At 36.3% G+C, this 16435-nt stretch carries 13 protein-coding genes and 1 pseudogene; 12 read left to right on the top strand and 2 right to left on the bottom strand.

The annotated features are described in order from the left end of the window. The first annotated feature begins 3 nt into the window (after positions 1-3). Together WC407_RS00720 and WC407_RS00725 are read left to right on the top strand one after the other, a co-directional pair. Positions 4-2241 (top strand): DEAD/DEAH box helicase family protein, encoded by a 2238-nt coding sequence (locus WC407_RS00720; RefSeq protein ID WP_373020051.1) that lies wholly within the window; start codon positions 4-6, stop codon positions 2239-2241. Between the two features lie 379 nt (positions 2242-2620). Further along, positions 2621-2875: pseudogene (locus WC407_RS00725) on the top strand (helix-turn-helix domain-containing protein); the annotation flags it as partial. 11 nt (positions 2876-2886) lie between these two features. Here WC407_RS00725 and WC407_RS00730 read toward each other — a convergent pair. Next, positions 2887-3180 carry an addiction module antidote protein gene (locus tag WC407_RS00730; RefSeq protein ID WP_373020053.1) on the bottom strand — a complete coding sequence of 98 codons (294 nt, stop codon included), beginning with the start codon at positions 3178-3180 and terminating at the stop codon, positions 2887-2889. A gap of 2 nt (positions 3181-3182) precedes the next feature. Beyond that, positions 3183-3473, bottom strand: a complete 291-nt coding sequence (locus tag WC407_RS00735; RefSeq protein ID WP_373020056.1) for a type II toxin-antitoxin system RelE/ParE family toxin — start codon at positions 3471-3473, stop codon at positions 3183-3185. A 638-nt stretch (positions 3474-4111) separates the two neighbouring features. Here WC407_RS00735 and WC407_RS00740 point away from each other — a divergent pair. From WC407_RS00740 to WC407_RS00785, 10 genes are all read left to right on the top strand, one after another. Next, the gene (locus WC407_RS00740) at positions 4112-5674 is read left to right on the top strand and encodes a PAS domain-containing sensor histidine kinase (protein ID WP_373020058.1); all 1563 of its coding nucleotides are present in this window, start codon (positions 4112-4114) and stop codon (positions 5672-5674) included. Beyond that, entirely contained in the window at positions 5671-6036 is a 366-nt protein-coding gene (locus tag WC407_RS00745; RefSeq protein ID WP_373020060.1) for a response regulator, read from the top strand. The genes WC407_RS00740 and WC407_RS00745 overlap by 4 nt, the downstream gene beginning before the upstream one ends. Positions 6037-6077: 41 nt before the next feature. Further along, entirely contained in the window at positions 6078-7151 is a 1074-nt protein-coding gene (locus WC407_RS00750) for an HD domain-containing phosphohydrolase (protein WP_373020062.1), read from the top strand. 441 nt (positions 7152-7592) lie between these two features. Then, positions 7593-10124, top strand: a complete 2532-nt coding sequence (locus WC407_RS00755; RefSeq protein ID WP_373020067.1) for a hypothetical protein — start codon at positions 7593-7595, stop codon at positions 10122-10124. After that, positions 10121-12433: a hypothetical protein gene (locus tag WC407_RS00760; protein WP_373020069.1), complete on the top strand. Its 2313-nt coding sequence runs from the start codon at positions 10121-10123 to the stop codon at positions 12431-12433. Before WC407_RS00755 ends, WC407_RS00760 begins: the two co-directional genes overlap by 4 nt. A gap of 28 nt (positions 12434-12461) precedes the next feature. Further along, on the top strand, positions 12462-13232 hold the full coding sequence (locus WC407_RS00765) for a nuclease-related domain-containing protein (RefSeq protein ID WP_373020071.1): 771 nt from the start codon (positions 12462-12464) through the stop codon (positions 13230-13232). Further along, a complete protein-coding gene (locus WC407_RS00770) occupies positions 13232-14281 on the top strand; it encodes a hypothetical protein (RefSeq protein WP_373020073.1) in 1050 nt (349 codons plus the stop codon). Before WC407_RS00765 ends, WC407_RS00770 begins: the two co-directional genes overlap by 1 nt. Positions 14282-14415: 134 nt before the next feature. After that, complete coding sequence (locus tag WC407_RS00775) at positions 14416-14673, top strand: hypothetical protein (RefSeq protein ID WP_373020075.1); 258 nt, start codon at positions 14416-14418, stop codon at positions 14671-14673. A 188-nt stretch (positions 14674-14861) separates the two neighbouring features. Next, on the top strand, positions 14862-16166 hold the full coding sequence (locus WC407_RS00780; protein WP_373020077.1) for a hypothetical protein: 1305 nt from the start codon (positions 14862-14864) through the stop codon (positions 16164-16166). An 8-nt stretch (positions 16167-16174) separates the two neighbouring features. After that, positions 16175-16390: a hypothetical protein gene (locus tag WC407_RS00785; protein ID WP_373020081.1), complete on the top strand. Its 216-nt coding sequence runs from the start codon at positions 16175-16177 to the stop codon at positions 16388-16390. Positions 16391-16435: the final 45 nt, after the last annotated feature.

Genomic DNA, 16435 nt, shown 5'->3' on the forward strand with positions numbered 1-16435 from the left:
ACCATGCAACACCGTATTGATCAATTAAAAGAGCGTCTCCATTCTCTTGAATCTCAAAAACGCTTCATTGAGGCGCAAATCCTTCAAACCAAACGGGAACTCGAAAAACACTCCGCCCTCACCAAAGAAGATAAAATCGCTCTCTACCGTTCTCTCTTTGTAGGTCGGGAAGATGTCTATGCTACTTACTGGATCAGCGGTGATGGACTAAAGAAAGGGTATTTTCCGAAAACGGCTACGTTTCAAGGAAATGACTACCTCCCTTTAACCGATGCCGTAATCCAATCGCACTTAGAAGGCAAGATTCGAATTGGCACGTATGCGGTGAAAGATCAATCTTTCTGCTCATTCCTTGCCATCGATTTGGATAAATCGAGTTTCCTAAATGATGCAAGAGCGATAAACACCGTATGTCTCGAAATGGGAATATCCCCTTCCTTTGAGATATCCAAATCGGGCAACGGACTTCATATCTGGTTTTTCTTTTCCGTCAGCGTTAGAGCACGCGACGCACGAATTTTGGGTGATCTGATCATTACCAGAGCAATGGATCACAGTGATGGAATCGATATGAAAAGTTTTGATCGCCTTTTCCCCAATCAAGATTATGTTCCATATGATGGACTGGGTAATCTAATTGCCCTGCCATTGCATTACGGTTCTCGAAATGAGGGTAAAACGGTATTCGTCGATATTGATACCATTCAACCCTATAGTGATCAATGGAGCTATTTGAGCGGTGCTTCCAAAATTGCACCCTCACGGCTCAGTGCTTTGATTCAAACCTACGCTCAATCTTTAGGAGTCGAAGAAACGTTAATGCCATGGGAGATTGAAAAAGTTAAACTCTCCACTCCCAAACGGCTCAAATTGGTTTTACACGATTCGATTTACATTGAATTTGAAGGATTAAGCAAATCGTTTCTCAACCTGTTGAAGCGGATGGCATCGTTCTATAACCCAGAATTCTTCATGCGCCAGAAACAACGACTCTCCACGTTCAATACACCGCGTATTGTTTCAACCTATGATCTTAATGAACGCTATATTGTGATTCCGAGAGGGCTCTTAGAACCGTTGCGCCGTTTGGGAGTGAAACATAAAATCAAACTGGAGGTTCAAGATAAACGCCTTCTTGAAAAAACAGAAACTCCGCCATTGATATTGGAACTGCGACCACAGCAAATTGATGTCTTTAATTCGCTCATGCAATACGATTACGCACTTTTTATCGCTCCGCCTGGATTTGGAAAGACGGCGGTAGCCTCAGCGATCATAGCCAAGCGTAGTGTAAAAACACTGATTCTTGTCAATAAAACAGCACTCATCGATCAATGGAAAGAGAGACTCATGAGTTATTTTTCCATTGATAGCAAAGCTATCGGTATATTGGGAAAAGGCAAAAAGAGCTTAAATGGTATACTCGATATAGCAACACTTCAATCTCTCAAAAACCGTCCCGAATTGATAGAGGAATATTCACAAATCATTATCGATGAAGCGCACCATATCCCTGCTGTATCGTTTGAAATACCTCTTAAACGTTTCAAGGGTAAATATGTCGTAGGTCTAAGTGCCACTCCAAAACGTAAAGATGGAATGGAAGCAATCATGCGTCTTCAATGCGGCGAGATTGTCCATGAGATCAAAAAGTCAACCTCACAGCGCCATCACCTCAAAACAGTTCCGACTCAATACGAAACGTTACTTAATCACTTTTCCATGATTCTAGGTGAGCTGAGTGAAGACAATGAGCGTAATCAACTGATCATCGATGAGATTAAAACCCTCAGACATAGAAAAGTATTGGTACTTAGTGAGCGGATCGAGCATCTAAATTATTTGTGGCATCGCCTCAAACAAGAGAATATCGATGCATTGTTACTCTATGGGGCGATGGGAACGAAAATGAAACGTGAACAGTTCGCTCAAACATCCGACGCCTCGATCATTCTCTCCACCAATAGTTATATCGGCGAAGGGATCGATATCGGTCATTTGGATACGATTGTATTTACGATGCCGATTTCCTACGATGAGAGGATGGTTCAATATCTTGGACGTATTGGGCGTCAGGGTCAGGAGTGTTTAGCTATCGATTTTATCGATCATGAAGTGCCATTACTCAAAAGTAGTTTTAGCAAACGGCTAAAAGGGTATAAGAAGATGGGGTATGGGCTGAGCAATTTAACAGAAAACGCACCGCTTAGTCCGGTTAGTTCTATGGGGTTATTTGGCTAAAAGTTTATCGATGAATACGCCATTACCACTATTTTAAGACCCCTACATACCCCTATGTGATACAATTCAAAAAGAAATTTTATGACAAGATCAGTGGTTTTAAGACCCCTACATACCCCTATGTGATACAATCAACGCTCTGTTATGTGCGCTATGCCGTATGTTTTAAGACCCCTACATACCCCTATGTGATACAATATAGAACAACGTACTAATCGCGGGGTGCGTGTTTTAAGACCCCTACATATCGGCGGAAACCTTTTATCCTCCATTCGTGTTCCTCCATTTCTCTAAAAATTCACCCCTTGTTAGGATCTTTGCCCCCAAATCGGTTTTATATTCCATATAGGGATGTCCTAGATTCCAAAAACGAATCTGCTCACTAGCACAGTTTGAGCGTTCACTCATCAAAGAACGAGTCAATGTGGGATTAGAAGCTGCACGCAAAAGGGGACGTATTGGTGGACGACCACGAGCGATTCCTCAAGAAAAGATGGATGTAATCATAGAGGCATTAAATAACGGGATGTCGAAGGCGGCAATCTGTAGAATATTTGAAGTGAAAAGGTCGACGTTGTTAGATGCTTTAAAACGGAAAGATAAAAATATCTTTCTAAATTTTCCAGGATCGTGAAGCCTTTTTGATTATGATACTCGAAGAGGTGTAATCTGAAAATGCAATCCCATAGAATGCACCACTTTAGCGATCGTATCAAAGCGGGGTTTTGAACCAGGGGCAAATGTTTTATAGAGGCTTTCGCGTCCTAATCCGCTCTCTTGTGCAATTTGACTCATACCGCGAGCTTTTGCAATATGACCGATAGCACGGATCAATTCATCGGTATCACCTTCTTCAAGTACTTGTGTAAGGTATTCGGCAATCGCTTCTTCGCTATCCAAATACTGTGTCATATCAAATTGGGTCAATGTCGTTTCCATGGTTATATCTCCTTTGCCATTTCTATAGATTTATCGATATCACGTTGTTGTGTCGATTTATCACCACCAACGAGCAAGATAATCATTTCGTCTCCTCGCATCGTATAATAAAGCCGATATCCAGGTCCCATATCGATGCGCATTTCGTAAACACTTTCACCAACGCTTTTTACATCTCCGAGATTTCCACTTTGTGCTCGCTCAATGCGACGTACTATCGCGATACGCGCACGCATATCTTTGAGCTTAGTCAGCCATTGTGAAAACTTTTGGGTTTGTTGAACGTTATACATAGACAAATTGTATCCATTTAGATACATAGTGTCAATAGTTATACAGGAAAATAATTTTTGAAGTTGTAAAGCAAATAATAATTTTCTTATGCAAGAGTTTTTTTGGTGTGACAAGTGTGACAGAAGTATGACTTAATTTATGATTTTTATTTAAATCAGAGTGTTTTGTGCGTGAAGAAACTCCCTGTTTTGTGTATTGTTAGAAAATTAGAGCATATACGGTATTTTCATAATACACGCGTATTTGCATCTCTTAATCCCCTATTCTACTTTGTTTTTAGACATCTTATTTTGATATTATCTGAGAAAAAAATGTATGGTGCTGATTATAGAGAACCCTCTCTTTGAGACTGCTTTTTTCTGAAATAAGCTTGAAATTAACACCAACAATATCATGAAAATAGATCTGTTACCAGTTATTGATCTATATCAAGTTTATTATTCCCTATTTCTTTTTTATCATTTTTTAATGTATAAAATTTAACTATACATACAAACAAACAGTTAGAATTTATATATAACATAATAAAATTTGTTTAGTGCCGAAAGTAAGCCCATTAAAGTTTCAGCAAAACAAGGGATATAAACCCTGTAAATCTGAACTCAGATATCACCAAAAGAAAGGAAAGATGAAATTCATGGATTATTCAGAGAGCATTATCAACACTGTACGTGAACCCTTAATCGTTCTGGATCAAAACTTAAGGGTACTTTCCGTCAGTCGTTCCTTCTATGAATTTTTTAAAGTTAAACATGAGGATACCGTCGGACAGCTTATCTATGATCTGGGAAATAAACAGTGGGATATCCCCAAACTTCGGGAACTGCTCGAAACCATCCTTCCCCAGAAGACCACTTTTGATAATTATGAGGTTGAACACGATTTTGCCACCATCGGCAGACGTATCATGCTTTTGAATGCCCGTCAAATCGAACAAGTAAGCGGCAAAGAGCGGATCATTCTTTTGGCTATCGAGGACATTACCGAACGTAAAGAGATAGAAGCGGGGTTGGAAAAGACCCGAAAAGAGCTGGCGGTTATTAAAAAATCCGCAGATGAAGCCAGCGAGTTCGCCGAGAGCATCATTAACACGGTACGTGAACCCTTAATTGCGCTAGATCAAGACCTCAGAGTAGTCACCGTCAGTCGTTCCTTCTATGAATTTTTCAAAGTTAATCCTGAGGATACACTCGGACAGCTTATCTATGATCTGGGAAATAAACAGTGGGATATCCCCAAACTTCGGGAACTGCTCGAAACCATCCTTCCCCAGAAGACCACTTTTGATAATTATGAGGTTGAACACGATTTTGCCACCATCGGCAGACGTATCATGCTTTTGAATGCCCGTCAAATCGAACAAGAGAGCGGCAAAGAGCGGATCATCCTTCTGGCCATCGAGAATATTACCGAACGCAGAGCCGTAGAGGATGGTCTGGAAAAAGCCCATGAAGAGTTGAAGGAGTTGGCTAGCGAGCTAAAACGTGCTGCTCGGGTAAAATCAGAATTTCTCTCCAATATGTCCCACGAACTCAGAACACCACTCAACTCCATTAACGGTTTCAGCGAAGTGCTGTTCGACGAGACCTTCGGCCCTCTTAATGAGAAACAGAAACAATACGTTAATAATGTATTAACCAGCGGCAAGCATCTTCTCTTACTGATAAATCAGATACTAGATATGGCAAAAGTTGAAGCTGGCAAAATGACGCTCTCCTTATCCAGCTTCCCCATGCATGGCCTGTTGAATGAGATTTCAATGCTGGTAGCGGATTTAGTCAATAAAAATAAGCTTCACATGTCTCTTGAAATAGAGGACAATTTGCCGAATATTGAGGCGGATGAGCTCAAGGTAAAAGAGATAATTTACAACTTGCTTTCAAACGCGGTTAAATTTACTCCCGAAGGTGGCAATATCGGCATTCAAGCAAAGAGTATTGATTCCGAGATAGAAATAGTGATCTGGGATACGGGGATCGGTATCGCACCTGAAAACAGGGAGAAAATATTTGAAGGTTTTTTTCGGGTTGATACTCCTTATTCGCGGGTAACTGAGGGGACAGGACTCGGCTTACCTCTTTCAAAAAAGCTGGTTGAGCTACACGGAGGCAAGTTTACAGTAAAATCAGAGGGAGTCAATAAAGGTACATCGGTCCAGTTTACTCTACCTATTTATAGCCCGAAAGGAGATGTCAAATGAAAAAGAAAGCAGTAGTCGTTGATGATAATGCGAACAATCTGATGCTGGAAAAAGATCTTTTGGAGGTCGCCGGCTTTGAAGTATTTGGAGCTGCAAGCGGTGCAGATGGCATTGCCATGATTCGGAGAGAAAAACCGGATATCATTATTATGGATGTACGGCTTCCGGATATGCCCGGTACCGAGGCCATCATGATATTGCGTCAAGACAAAGAGACAAGTGAGATTCCCGTTGTTTTTGTAACTGCTTCGGTCCTGGAAAAAGAAAGGGGAGAGCTCGTCGCCATATCGAACAGTGGATACATGAGCAAACCGATAAGTACGCGCACATTTGCAAAAGAAATCAGTCAATTCATTAAATAAGTTTTTTACTATATTGAAATTAAAACGACAGGAGATAGAACATGCAAAACACTCCAGTAATCTTAATTGTTGATGATCAGCTGCAGAACATTGAACTTATGGAAGCCTATCTTGTGCCGCAAGGTTATACAATAGTCACGGCGGCAAACGGAGCAGAAGCGTTGGAGAAGCTTGATACTTATCCAATCGATCTAATTTTGCTGGATATCATGATGCCCGGGATGGACGGTTTTGAAATCGCCCGTAGAGTAAGGCAAAATGATAGAATGCGACAGCTGCCAATAATCCTGGTTACCGCCTTGCGGGAAACGGAAGACCGAGTGAAGGGGATTGAGTCCGGTTGTGATGATTTTATTTCCAAGCCTGTTGATAAGAGCGAGCTTTTGGCCCGGGTTCGCTCCCTCCTAAAAGTTAAGGCCTACAATGACTTGATGAATAATTACCAAAAAGAACTGGAGATCGAGGTAGCCAAGAGGACCGAAGAGTTACATCACGCCCTCGAGAGTGTAAAGGCAGCTTCGATGGAGACAATTCATCGACTATCTATGGCTGCGGAATATAAGGATGAGGATACCGGCGCGCACATCAAGCGTATGAGCCTATATTCTGCGGCTGTAGCCCGCAAAATGGGATTGGACGAACATACCGTTGAAACCATTCTTTATGCAGCGCCCATGCATGATATTGGTAAAATCGGTATACCCGACAAGATACTCCTGAAACCAGGTAAGCATGATGCTTCGGAATGGGAGATCATGAAGCAGCATGCGCTCATAGGGGCCGAAATTCTCAAGGGCTCGGATGCCGAATTCATCAGATTGGGAGAGGTTATCGCCCGGTCTCATCACGAAAAATGGGATGGAAGCGGCTATCCGTATGCTCTTAAGGGTAGAGAGATACCAATTGCAGGCCGCATCACGGCCATTGCCGATGTATTCGATGCTCTGCTTTCCAAACGACCTTATAAAGAACCATTTTCTCTGGAGAAGTCACTGGGTATTATCAGAGAAGGAAGAGGTAGCCACTTCGATCCTGAGGTCGTGGATGCTTTCTTTGCTATTCAAGACGAGCTACTCGCCATTAAAAAGCGATGTGATGACGTTCAACAAGATTAACACCGTTGATTCTTGGACAAAAAAGGGATAAGATGTAAATTTAGTTTCGTAATATTCTAATGCAATAAATATTAGGTATAGGTTTTGATCTATTAGGCACAATCCAAAAAGTAGATGCCTATAGAACTCCCTTGTACAGGGACTTTGAAAGAAATAGGTACAACGTAAGCCGAGTGCTTTTAAAGCCCTATTTTACGCTCTTTCAAAGGGTATTGTGACAGAAATGCTATGCACATAGGCACAATACATTAATGCATTATCTAAAATTAATAGCTCAAATATTCAATATTTTTCTCCATATATTCTTTCTATAAACAATCAACAGCCCAGTTTTTGCTTATATATTTGTAACAATATTTAATAATAAACTAATATTAGTATACGACATGGGAGTATTTTTTCGATACAATTGGTTAAATTGAATGAACATAAGGGAATTTTATGAGTGTTGTAATCGATCTGAGCCAAACAGATACAAAACCATTTAAATCAGAGAATTTAATACAAGTTGAAGCAAAAAAGATATTTGGAAAACTCATAGATAACTTCTTAACAGCTATCAAAGATGATAACACTCAGATAGATTGTTGCAAGACAGATGGACACGATAATAACAATCATCATAAAATAGATCGAGTTCATAACACTATTTTAATCAATGGAAAAAGAGGGATGGGCAAAACATCTTTTATCTTAAGCATTGAGAATGCAAAGAAAGATGAAAAAGATGAAAAAATACTTCGAAACATTTGTTCACTTGGCATTATTGATCCGACACTAATTGAAACCAAAGAGCATGTTCTATTAAATATTATTACACTTATCAAAGATAATGTTGATGATTATATGCGATGCCAAAAGTGTGATTTTAACGCTTCTCAATACAAAGGTTGGAAAGAGAGCTTGAAAAAACTTGCCGGTGGGCTTTGTATGCTTGATGGCGTGGGTGCTGATCATTTAAAAGATAATACTTTATGGGACTCCCCTGAGTTAATATTAGAAAAAGGGCTTTCTAATGCCAAACAAGGTGTTGATCTTGAAAAGAATTTTCACTCATTTATAAATGAAAGTCTAAAAATTATCGATAAAAAGGCCTTTTTTTTAATCTTAGATGATATTGATACATCTCTCGATAAAGGTGTAGATATACTTGAAATTTTAAGAAAATATTTGACATCTAGAAAACTCATTATTACTATGCTTGGTGATATTGATCTTTATTCGACACTTGTGCGACAGTTACAATGGCAAAAAATGGATTCAAAAAAAATACTTAAAGATTATGAATTCACTAATAATAATAAAGAAGTATATGTAAGTCAAATTGAGCATTTAGAAGAGCAATATTTAACTAAAGTATTAAAACCCGAGAATAGGATTGATTTACAGAATCTGCTTAAATTAAAAGATAGTCTTTCAATACTAATCTCAAATGACTCTGATAAAAAAACCAAACCTTTTATTGATTACATCGAGGAGATGATTAATAAAATATATTTGACAAAAAAAAGTGGTTATTCAAAATATTTTCAAAATGCACTACTAAAGCAATCTACTAGATCGGTATTACAGATACTACATGCCTGGGATAAGAATGGTGAGAAAAACAATTATGCTTTTATCACTTCTATAAAACATACATTTTATACAACAATAAAAAAGAAATTGGAATTACACAATTTATTAGAAATGCCATTAAAAGAAGAATTTTTTAATCTTCTTTCAATGTATATTTTGAATGAAAATATTAGTAGAGATAATCATCTTAAATTGATTCCAGAATTTCCTAAGGATGATGATAATGTTGTTATGCTTTATTTAAATGCAATGGCAAATAATATAATTGTGCCTAATGATTATTTAGCTTATTTTATTAAAGTAGGATATGTGCTAGAACAATTTTTAAATATTGATAAAAAACAAGAAAATGAAATCGAATATTTTACTGATCACATCGCTTTAGATAGTGGAGAGTCATCTTCAAAAATTGCGAAAAGACTTATATCAATTTCAAGTATTAACACCAATACACGTCAATCTCCGATTTTACTTGGTAGTGTTTTTATCAGTCAAAATAATTTGAAGCAAATTGATAAAAAAGAAAATATTTCATTATTACTAAGCCGAGTGAATGGTTCGACTTTTGGTCAATACAATTTTCTTTCTTTTTTTAACCTTATAGGGTTTATGTCTGATATCGTGTCTAATATTGAAAATCAAGATGAAGCATATATTAACAATCAACAAATCTTAGAGTTTGTTTTGTATAAAGATAAAAATCTAGGTGGAGAAATTGATGCTGATGAGAGTAGTTATAATATAGAAGAAAAATTGATAAAGGAGCTTCGTATCTGGAGTTCTAATGTAATGCTTGTACAAAAATTACCTTTGTTTGTACTAGCCAAAATTTGGATAAGAACTTCATATACTTTCAGTAATATCAGTAAAAATAAATTTGAAAATTATTATAAAGTTTTAGAAATGTTTGTAGCAGGATTTTTAAATGCAATTTATGTAGAAGTTAATTTGTATAATAAAGGACATCAAGAGGAAATAGATAACTTTTCAATAAGAAATGCAGATTTTATGAAAAATCCAGATAAAGATTCAGAATTTTACTATAATAAAATTAAAACTTATGCCCCTGATCCTAATTTAGTTACTTTTTATGATTATATTTCTCAATGCCCTCTTTTTAAACGAGAAAATAATCGATTAAAGTATTTTAATAGTTTAGAAAAAGTTACTTTCAAAATTAATTTTATGGATTTAGAAGCAGACGAGCAGCTTGAAATATTAGAAGATATAATAAAAAAACATAGAATTAGTAAAGTAGATTTAAAAAAATACTCAACATTAACTGAAACACAAAAAGATAATTTTATAACTAATAGATTTAGAAATAAAACAACTGAATATAATAATATTGGTAAAAAAGTCTTTGAAGAGCTATTGACTGATTCAATTAAATGAAAATATTATTATCTATAGCCTTTCTTGATTCTCAAAGAATCTTAGAAAAATATTTTCATGAAGGCTCACTAATCAATAATGAGCTACAAAACTATCTCTTTGTCGAAGCACATAGTAAAGATCCCTATAAACCTGATTATATTTTTAAAAATGCTATGGAAGATTTTACAAAGGGTAAGTCAACAAATGAGCTGTTAACCGATACTCTCGAAGAACTCTCAAAAATGCTTGAATTTCAAGGCGAAAAAATATATGTAAATAATAAACAGTTCGGAAAATGGCAAAATACAATTTTGGGCGTTTCACCTCTTTTGATTATTTCTTATAAAATTTACAAACGATCAAAAGAATCTTTCAGAATTAACCCCGAAGATTTAATCCGAACAATCTTCTCCAAAACTGCATTGCCATCCATCTATGAACCGCAACTTGATCGTATCATTAATGATGGACTCAATGAGATGCATATGCATCTTAACGGCACGACAGAGGTGGACATCGTTTGGCACGATGCTCTGCAACAACCGCATATATTCTATTCATACCTTATCAAATCGATTAGAGACTCGACCGTAACTGAACAATATCTCCAAATCGGTCATTTTGAACAAGATGATTTTTACAGACTTTTAAAAATCGCTACTCAGATTCGAGATCAAATGTTATCCATGATTGATAGTAGCTGTGATGAAAAAAAGGCTAATTTTTACTTTACCAAAGAGACGTTTGATATTGGAAAAACACTCTACTTTGCCTCGACAAATCATCCTATGAGTTTGATTGAAAACGTTTGTCTCGATTCTAAAATGCAGTATGAATCGCTTTTCATAATACGAAGTTTGGAACATTTGGAAAGTTCACAAAGTATCTATTTCGGGCATCTTTTTCATTACTATATACTGATTTATTCCTATTTCCAAAAACTATTAGTTCAGCAAAAAACACAGGTTGGTTTCGATCAATTCCAAAAAATAACACTGAATGAACTGCGTGAGACGACAGAAAAAGAACATTATAACAATCGCTATTATCAGCTTCAAGGGATGTATGGTAACTCATTATCAGTTTTAGAAGGAAGATTCGCACCAAAAGAAGATTTGACAAAATCATTGCAATTGCTCCGAGATATTTATAGAGGTTATGATAAAAAGGTTCAAAAAAACTTCAAATTAAAACTTGTCCCTCATTTTACGAAACATTTAGAGAAACGAAATCCTGAGAAGATCATCACATTCAGGGATTTAGAACTGAGACTTAAAAACAAAAAGACGCTTGAAGTTTTACTGGAAAGTATGAAATATCATAACGAAAAAGGTCAATATATCTATAAGGATCTAATCGTCGGTTTTGATTCTGCGGCCAATGAGTTGCACGCATCACCTGAAGTCTTTTCCCCTATTTTTAGAAAACTGGCTTTTGGGGGATACAAAAATTTTACCTACCATGCCGGAGAAGATTTCGTTCATATTCTTTCAGGTCTGCGAATGGTGTACGAAGCGGTGGATTTTTTAGAGATGCAATCAGGAAATCGTATAGGACATGCAACGGCATTAGGGATTGAGCCGGAACTATGGAATCAACGCTTGTATGATAGTAAATTGACGATAAAAAGGGGAGAGTGGCTCGACAATCTAGTATTTGCTTATAATTTTTGTTCTGAAACTCAAACAATGTATGGATATCTCGCCAAATTGGAAGAATCGATTAGACGTTATTTTAATGAAATATACGGCAGTGGCAAATATTATTCGATGTATCAAATCATTCAAGCGTGGAAAAATAGAAAATATGATCCATTCATTGTATTTAAGTGGAGAGAACCGAGTTTATTTGAAGATTTTGAGTCAAAAGAACTGAAAGAATACAATAAAATCGATGAAGATGCCTGTTCGCTTTATGAAGCCTATCACGAAGGGTGTAATATCGCAAAATACAACAAAATGATTCAGATCATCCCCTTGGAAATATTTGGTGTAGATGAACTGAGATTATTGCAGAATATGATGATTGAGTTTTTGAACAAGAAAAACATTGCGATAGAAACGCTTCCGACTAGTAACGTACGTATCAGCTACTATAAAGAATACAGTGAACATCACTTGATTAGATGGCTTGGACTTAAAAATGTAAATGATCCGAAGCCGAATGTCGTTGTGGGTAGTGATGATACAGGAATATTTACGACAAATCTGAGAAACGAATATGCTCATGCATACCAGATGATAAATAAGAAGCTAAGCAATGAAGAAACATTGCAAAAAATAGAGCTTCTAAATAAAAATAGTAAAGCTTTTACCTTTTCAAATTAAATACAAATTTTACAAAGTGAATTAAATTATGAATCTTAAAAAGTCCCCCCTCAAAGATAAGCCCCTTCGCCATGCAGGACAATCTATTGATGAAGAAATCAATAGAATCATTGAAGAAAAAGCGACTCCTTACATAACAAGTTCTCTTTTTCTTCTTTTAATGGCCGCATTTGAATGGTATAGTTGGTATTTTAAAATACCTCCATCTCCTGTTGGAATCAGTATTCTGGCAATTATTTTTACTGCTTTTACAGCCTATAAAATTACTCAAATTCGATCTAAGTTAACAAATCTTCGCCAAGGCAGAGATGGCGAAAAAATAGTTGGTCAATCACTCGAAAACCTCAGAAGTCATGGAGCAAAGATTTTACATGATATCAAAGGGAATAACTTTAACATTGATCATGTTGTTGTCTCAACAAAGGGTATTTATTTAATTGAAACAAAAACTTATTCCAAGCCAATCAAAGGAAAAACAGAAATACTTTTTAATGGTGAACAACTTCTCTTTAACGGTGTGAGCTATGGAGATGACGTAATCATACAAATCAAAGCCGAAAAGAAGTGGTTATCTGATTTAATTGAGGAACTTACCGCGCGGAAATATCCTGTTCAGCCTATTCTTGTTTTTCCTGGATGGTTTGTAAAAATGCAGAATGCATTCAGTAGTGGTATATCAGCACTTAACCCCGACAACTTGCATGTTTTTTTGAATAATAAACAAGAAGTCATGTCACTAGAAGATGTTCAATTGGTTTCAAACCATCTAAGTAGATATATTAGATCATTAGAGAAATAATGCAAAAAGAATTTATTAATAACTTGATCTCATATAGTCAGTGCTATCTTCAAGTTCATGATATACGTAAAAATGGATTTATTGATATTCTCAAAAAACATCAACATATTGAAAATACACTCACTTTTTTAGAAAAAGTTCATACCGATTTACATGAACTTCATAATTATTACGATGAGATTATAACTATCTTGCTTGATGGCTTTTACTCCATTATCGATCTTGAAGAAAAACAAAACTCTACTAATGAGCGTTGGGATCGAATAAAGCGGTTTGAAAAACAGCGAAAGAATATTATTCCCTACATCAATGGTTTGATTAGTTCCCAAGAAATATATCAAAGTATTAATGATCCATTAATAAATAAGCGAATAGTTATTGCTCTAAAAATATTTGAGTTGTTTTTAAAAGATGATGACTTAATACTCGAAAATCTTGCTCTTGCCAGTTATTATTCAAAAAAAATTAGATTCAATCAGAGATATGATCGAGAAAATCAAATATTCATTTCTATTCCTTATGACCCTGAAGACATTATAGAAGAAGACTCCTCCCTTAAAAGCGATATAAAGCTCTATATGCCTGAACTAGTCCCCTTTGTTGTGAACATTGGCGATCTTATTTATCTGGCTTCTTTGTCAAATTTCTTTGAGGGTTATCGCCTAACACCACAGATGATTCTTAGATCAGTTGCCATCAAGCTTTATAATAATTTGTATATGGTTCCAATGTACTGTTATGACGAAGACGGAGAGGAATATATTAATCATGATGCAATTAATAAGTCTGCGTTAAAGCATAGTATTGAATCACTTTTACTGCCGTTTAGTCTATCCGAAAAGTTTACTGTAACTGTAGATATAAAAAAGTTTCAACATTATTATGTAAAAACATACTTCCGAGGCTCAGCCGTATTGGCTTTAGAAGGAAAAAATAATAAAAATAAATTTCGTAATTTCTTTAATCCAGATCAATATTATAAAACTAGTTATCCTAATAGCATTTTGAGAGATCCAAAGATTCAATCACACAAATCCATGTTTATATAAATAAATTTTCCTGATTTTCAGGGAAAAAAAACCTATCTTTCAGACCACCCTATCCCCTATAATTTTCCTCGTTATATAACTCGAAAATGGCAAAGCGCTTTGTCAAATCCAAAATTTATAAAAAGGATTTGATTATGATCAAATTATCTGGAACACTTCTCAATGTCTATACTTCGAATGATTTCACCAATAAAGAATCGGGTGAGGTCGTACGCGGTAAAAATAAAATACAGTTGCTCTTGGAGATACCTCTTAAAAATGGGGATACACGCAAAGAGCTTATTGATCTCTCTATCCCCTCTTCTAAAGTTGCCCTCTATAAAGGCAAAGAAAACGAAATCGTTGAAGTAGACGTTGCCACAGTTGGCAAAACTATCTTCTACGGTGTCTAATTCTGCGCATACGTAGGCTGTGAGCCTATCTTGCGGCTATGCCGCTGTATGGCTCGTTGCCGTTAGCTATGCGCCTTAACTTTTACTCAGGGGGTTCTAGTAACACCCCCTGACATAAGTCATAAAACATTTCTCTCTTCTCTAAATTCTAAAAATAAAAAGACGTTTATCGTCGAAAGGAAAAACCTATGCAATATTCTCATGCAGAAAAAATACCCTATGCAAGTGGTATTGATACACTCTATTACTTTGCACAAAGCGGTGCTTTCTATGATCGGTTATATGAGGACATCATTAATCAAATCGAAGATAAGAAAGCCTATTTTAAATCTCTCAATTATCAGTACGCTGATAATGACATCATCGTGAAAATTAACGGAATCGATGTCGTTTACAGCGGAATGGGTAGAGACGGGTTTCACTGGTTTAATCACGACTTTTTTCGATCAGGATTTAAAGACCCTGAGAAAGCCATGAACATTCATAACATACGAATACAGCTCAACGCTATAGGAATCTATACTTTGGGCTTAAAATCGCTTATAGAATACGTTAATACGAAATTCTTAGGTGAGTTCACTATGAAAGTATTTCCGATCACTCGTATCGATCTTAATATGTTCATCCAACACGATTTCAGCTATCTTCGTAAAGAAATGATTTTGTCAAAAAAACAAAATCATTCCGCGAACATAGGTGAGCGTTCTAATGCTTATGAACTTGAAACGTACTATGTCGGAAAGAAACCTTTTTTGCTCCGTATCTATAATAAGCATAAAGAACTTACAACCGTATCACAGATCAAACGAGAGATCATGCACAACCATTTCGGGATCAATGGGATGGATTTAGAGAAACCGATCTTTAACGTTGAATTTGAGATGCATAGAGAGTATTTAAAGACATTCGGGATCGATACGATAGACGATGCACTCAAACGTGCAAAAGTGCTGTTTAAAAACGCCTGCGATCAAATACGTCTTATTGATCCTGATAGTATCAGTGAAAAAGCTCTGAATTCATCTAATCGAAAACGTGCAAGTACTTCACCAATCTGGGATCACATCAAATATCATTACGATATCACCGACTTTATGCAGATTGATACCCCCTTAGAGAAGATTGAGAAAATCAGTTTCCGATACTCATTGCAAGATGCAGAGAAATCAATGAAAAAGGTAATTACTCGATTACTTGTACATGGGAATGATCCTACTATGCTTTTCTTCCTTGATGTGCTTCAAAAAGCTAAAGCGGAATTTGATCTCAGACAGAACGTTAAAAATCTGCATGAAGAATACAAAGAGCAACCGTCGTTTGAAGATGATCTCAAATTGTATAGTGATGAAGGATTGTGGAATCTGGATGAAAAACTTTCCGAAGAAATAAGCGGTACGCCTTTGGGGACACCTTTATATAATGAACTAAATCATCGTCATGCTTTACTTACTAAAGAATTAGAACGACGGAAATTGATTCCCGATGTGTTTTAGGTTCATGTATGAAATATCTATCACTCCCTCATCTGGCACAGTATTATGATATTCATCCAGACACATTACGCCGTCGTTTTAAAACCATTGATATTAAGAAAGATGAACATTATATTATTATTGGGAAATGCGTCCGCTTCGATGTTTTAAAGGTTCACTCTCTTATTACAGGAGAATATACCGATGAACGTATCGAAAACATTTTGAATCGATTGCTCATATGAAGCATGGTACAATATCGGCGCATAGCGTTTCTGTCCGAGAGGATA

It is taken from the genome of Sulfuricurvum sp., from assembly GCF_041651515.1.
Lineage (GTDB): Bacteria > Campylobacterota > Campylobacteria > Campylobacterales > Sulfurimonadaceae > Sulfuricurvum.

What these genes read in the sequence shown, in the direction of transcription:
- WC407_RS00765 (WP_373020071.1), top strand. Translation starts at nt 12,462, where the DNA reads ATGAATCTTAAAAAGTCCCCCCTCAAAGATAAGCCCCTTCGCCATGCA.
- WC407_RS00745 (WP_373020060.1), top strand. Translation starts at nt 5,671, where the DNA reads ATGAAAAAGAAAGCAGTAGTCGTTGATGATAATGCGAACAATCTGATG.
- WC407_RS00755 (WP_373020067.1), top strand. Translation starts at nt 7,593, where the DNA reads ATGAGTGTTGTAATCGATCTGAGCCAAACAGATACAAAACCATTTAAA.
- WC407_RS00740 (WP_373020058.1), top strand. Translation starts at nt 4,112, where the DNA reads ATGGATTATTCAGAGAGCATTATCAACACTGTACGTGAACCCTTAATC.
- WC407_RS00785 (WP_373020081.1), top strand. Translation starts at nt 16,175, where the DNA reads ATGAAATATCTATCACTCCCTCATCTGGCACAGTATTATGATATTCAT.
- WC407_RS00760 (WP_373020069.1), top strand. Translation starts at nt 10,121, where the DNA reads ATGAAAATATTATTATCTATAGCCTTTCTTGATTCTCAAAGAATCTTA.
- WC407_RS00770 (WP_373020073.1), top strand. Translation starts at nt 13,232, where the DNA reads ATGCAAAAAGAATTTATTAATAACTTGATCTCATATAGTCAGTGCTAT.
- WC407_RS00735 (WP_373020056.1), bottom strand. Translation starts at nt 3,473, where the DNA reads ATGTATAACGTTCAACAAACCCAAAAGTTTTCACAATGGCTGACTAAG.
- WC407_RS00775 (WP_373020075.1), top strand. Translation starts at nt 14,416, where the DNA reads ATGATCAAATTATCTGGAACACTTCTCAATGTCTATACTTCGAATGAT.
- WC407_RS00750 (WP_373020062.1), top strand. Translation starts at nt 6,078, where the DNA reads ATGCAAAACACTCCAGTAATCTTAATTGTTGATGATCAGCTGCAGAAC.
- WC407_RS00780 (WP_373020077.1), top strand. Translation starts at nt 14,862, where the DNA reads ATGCAATATTCTCATGCAGAAAAAATACCCTATGCAAGTGGTATTGAT.
- WC407_RS00720 (WP_373020051.1), top strand. Translation starts at nt 4, where the DNA reads ATGCAACACCGTATTGATCAATTAAAAGAGCGTCTCCATTCTCTTGAA.
- WC407_RS00730 (WP_373020053.1), bottom strand. Translation starts at nt 3,180, where the DNA reads ATGGAAACGACATTGACCCAATTTGATATGACACAGTATTTGGATAGC.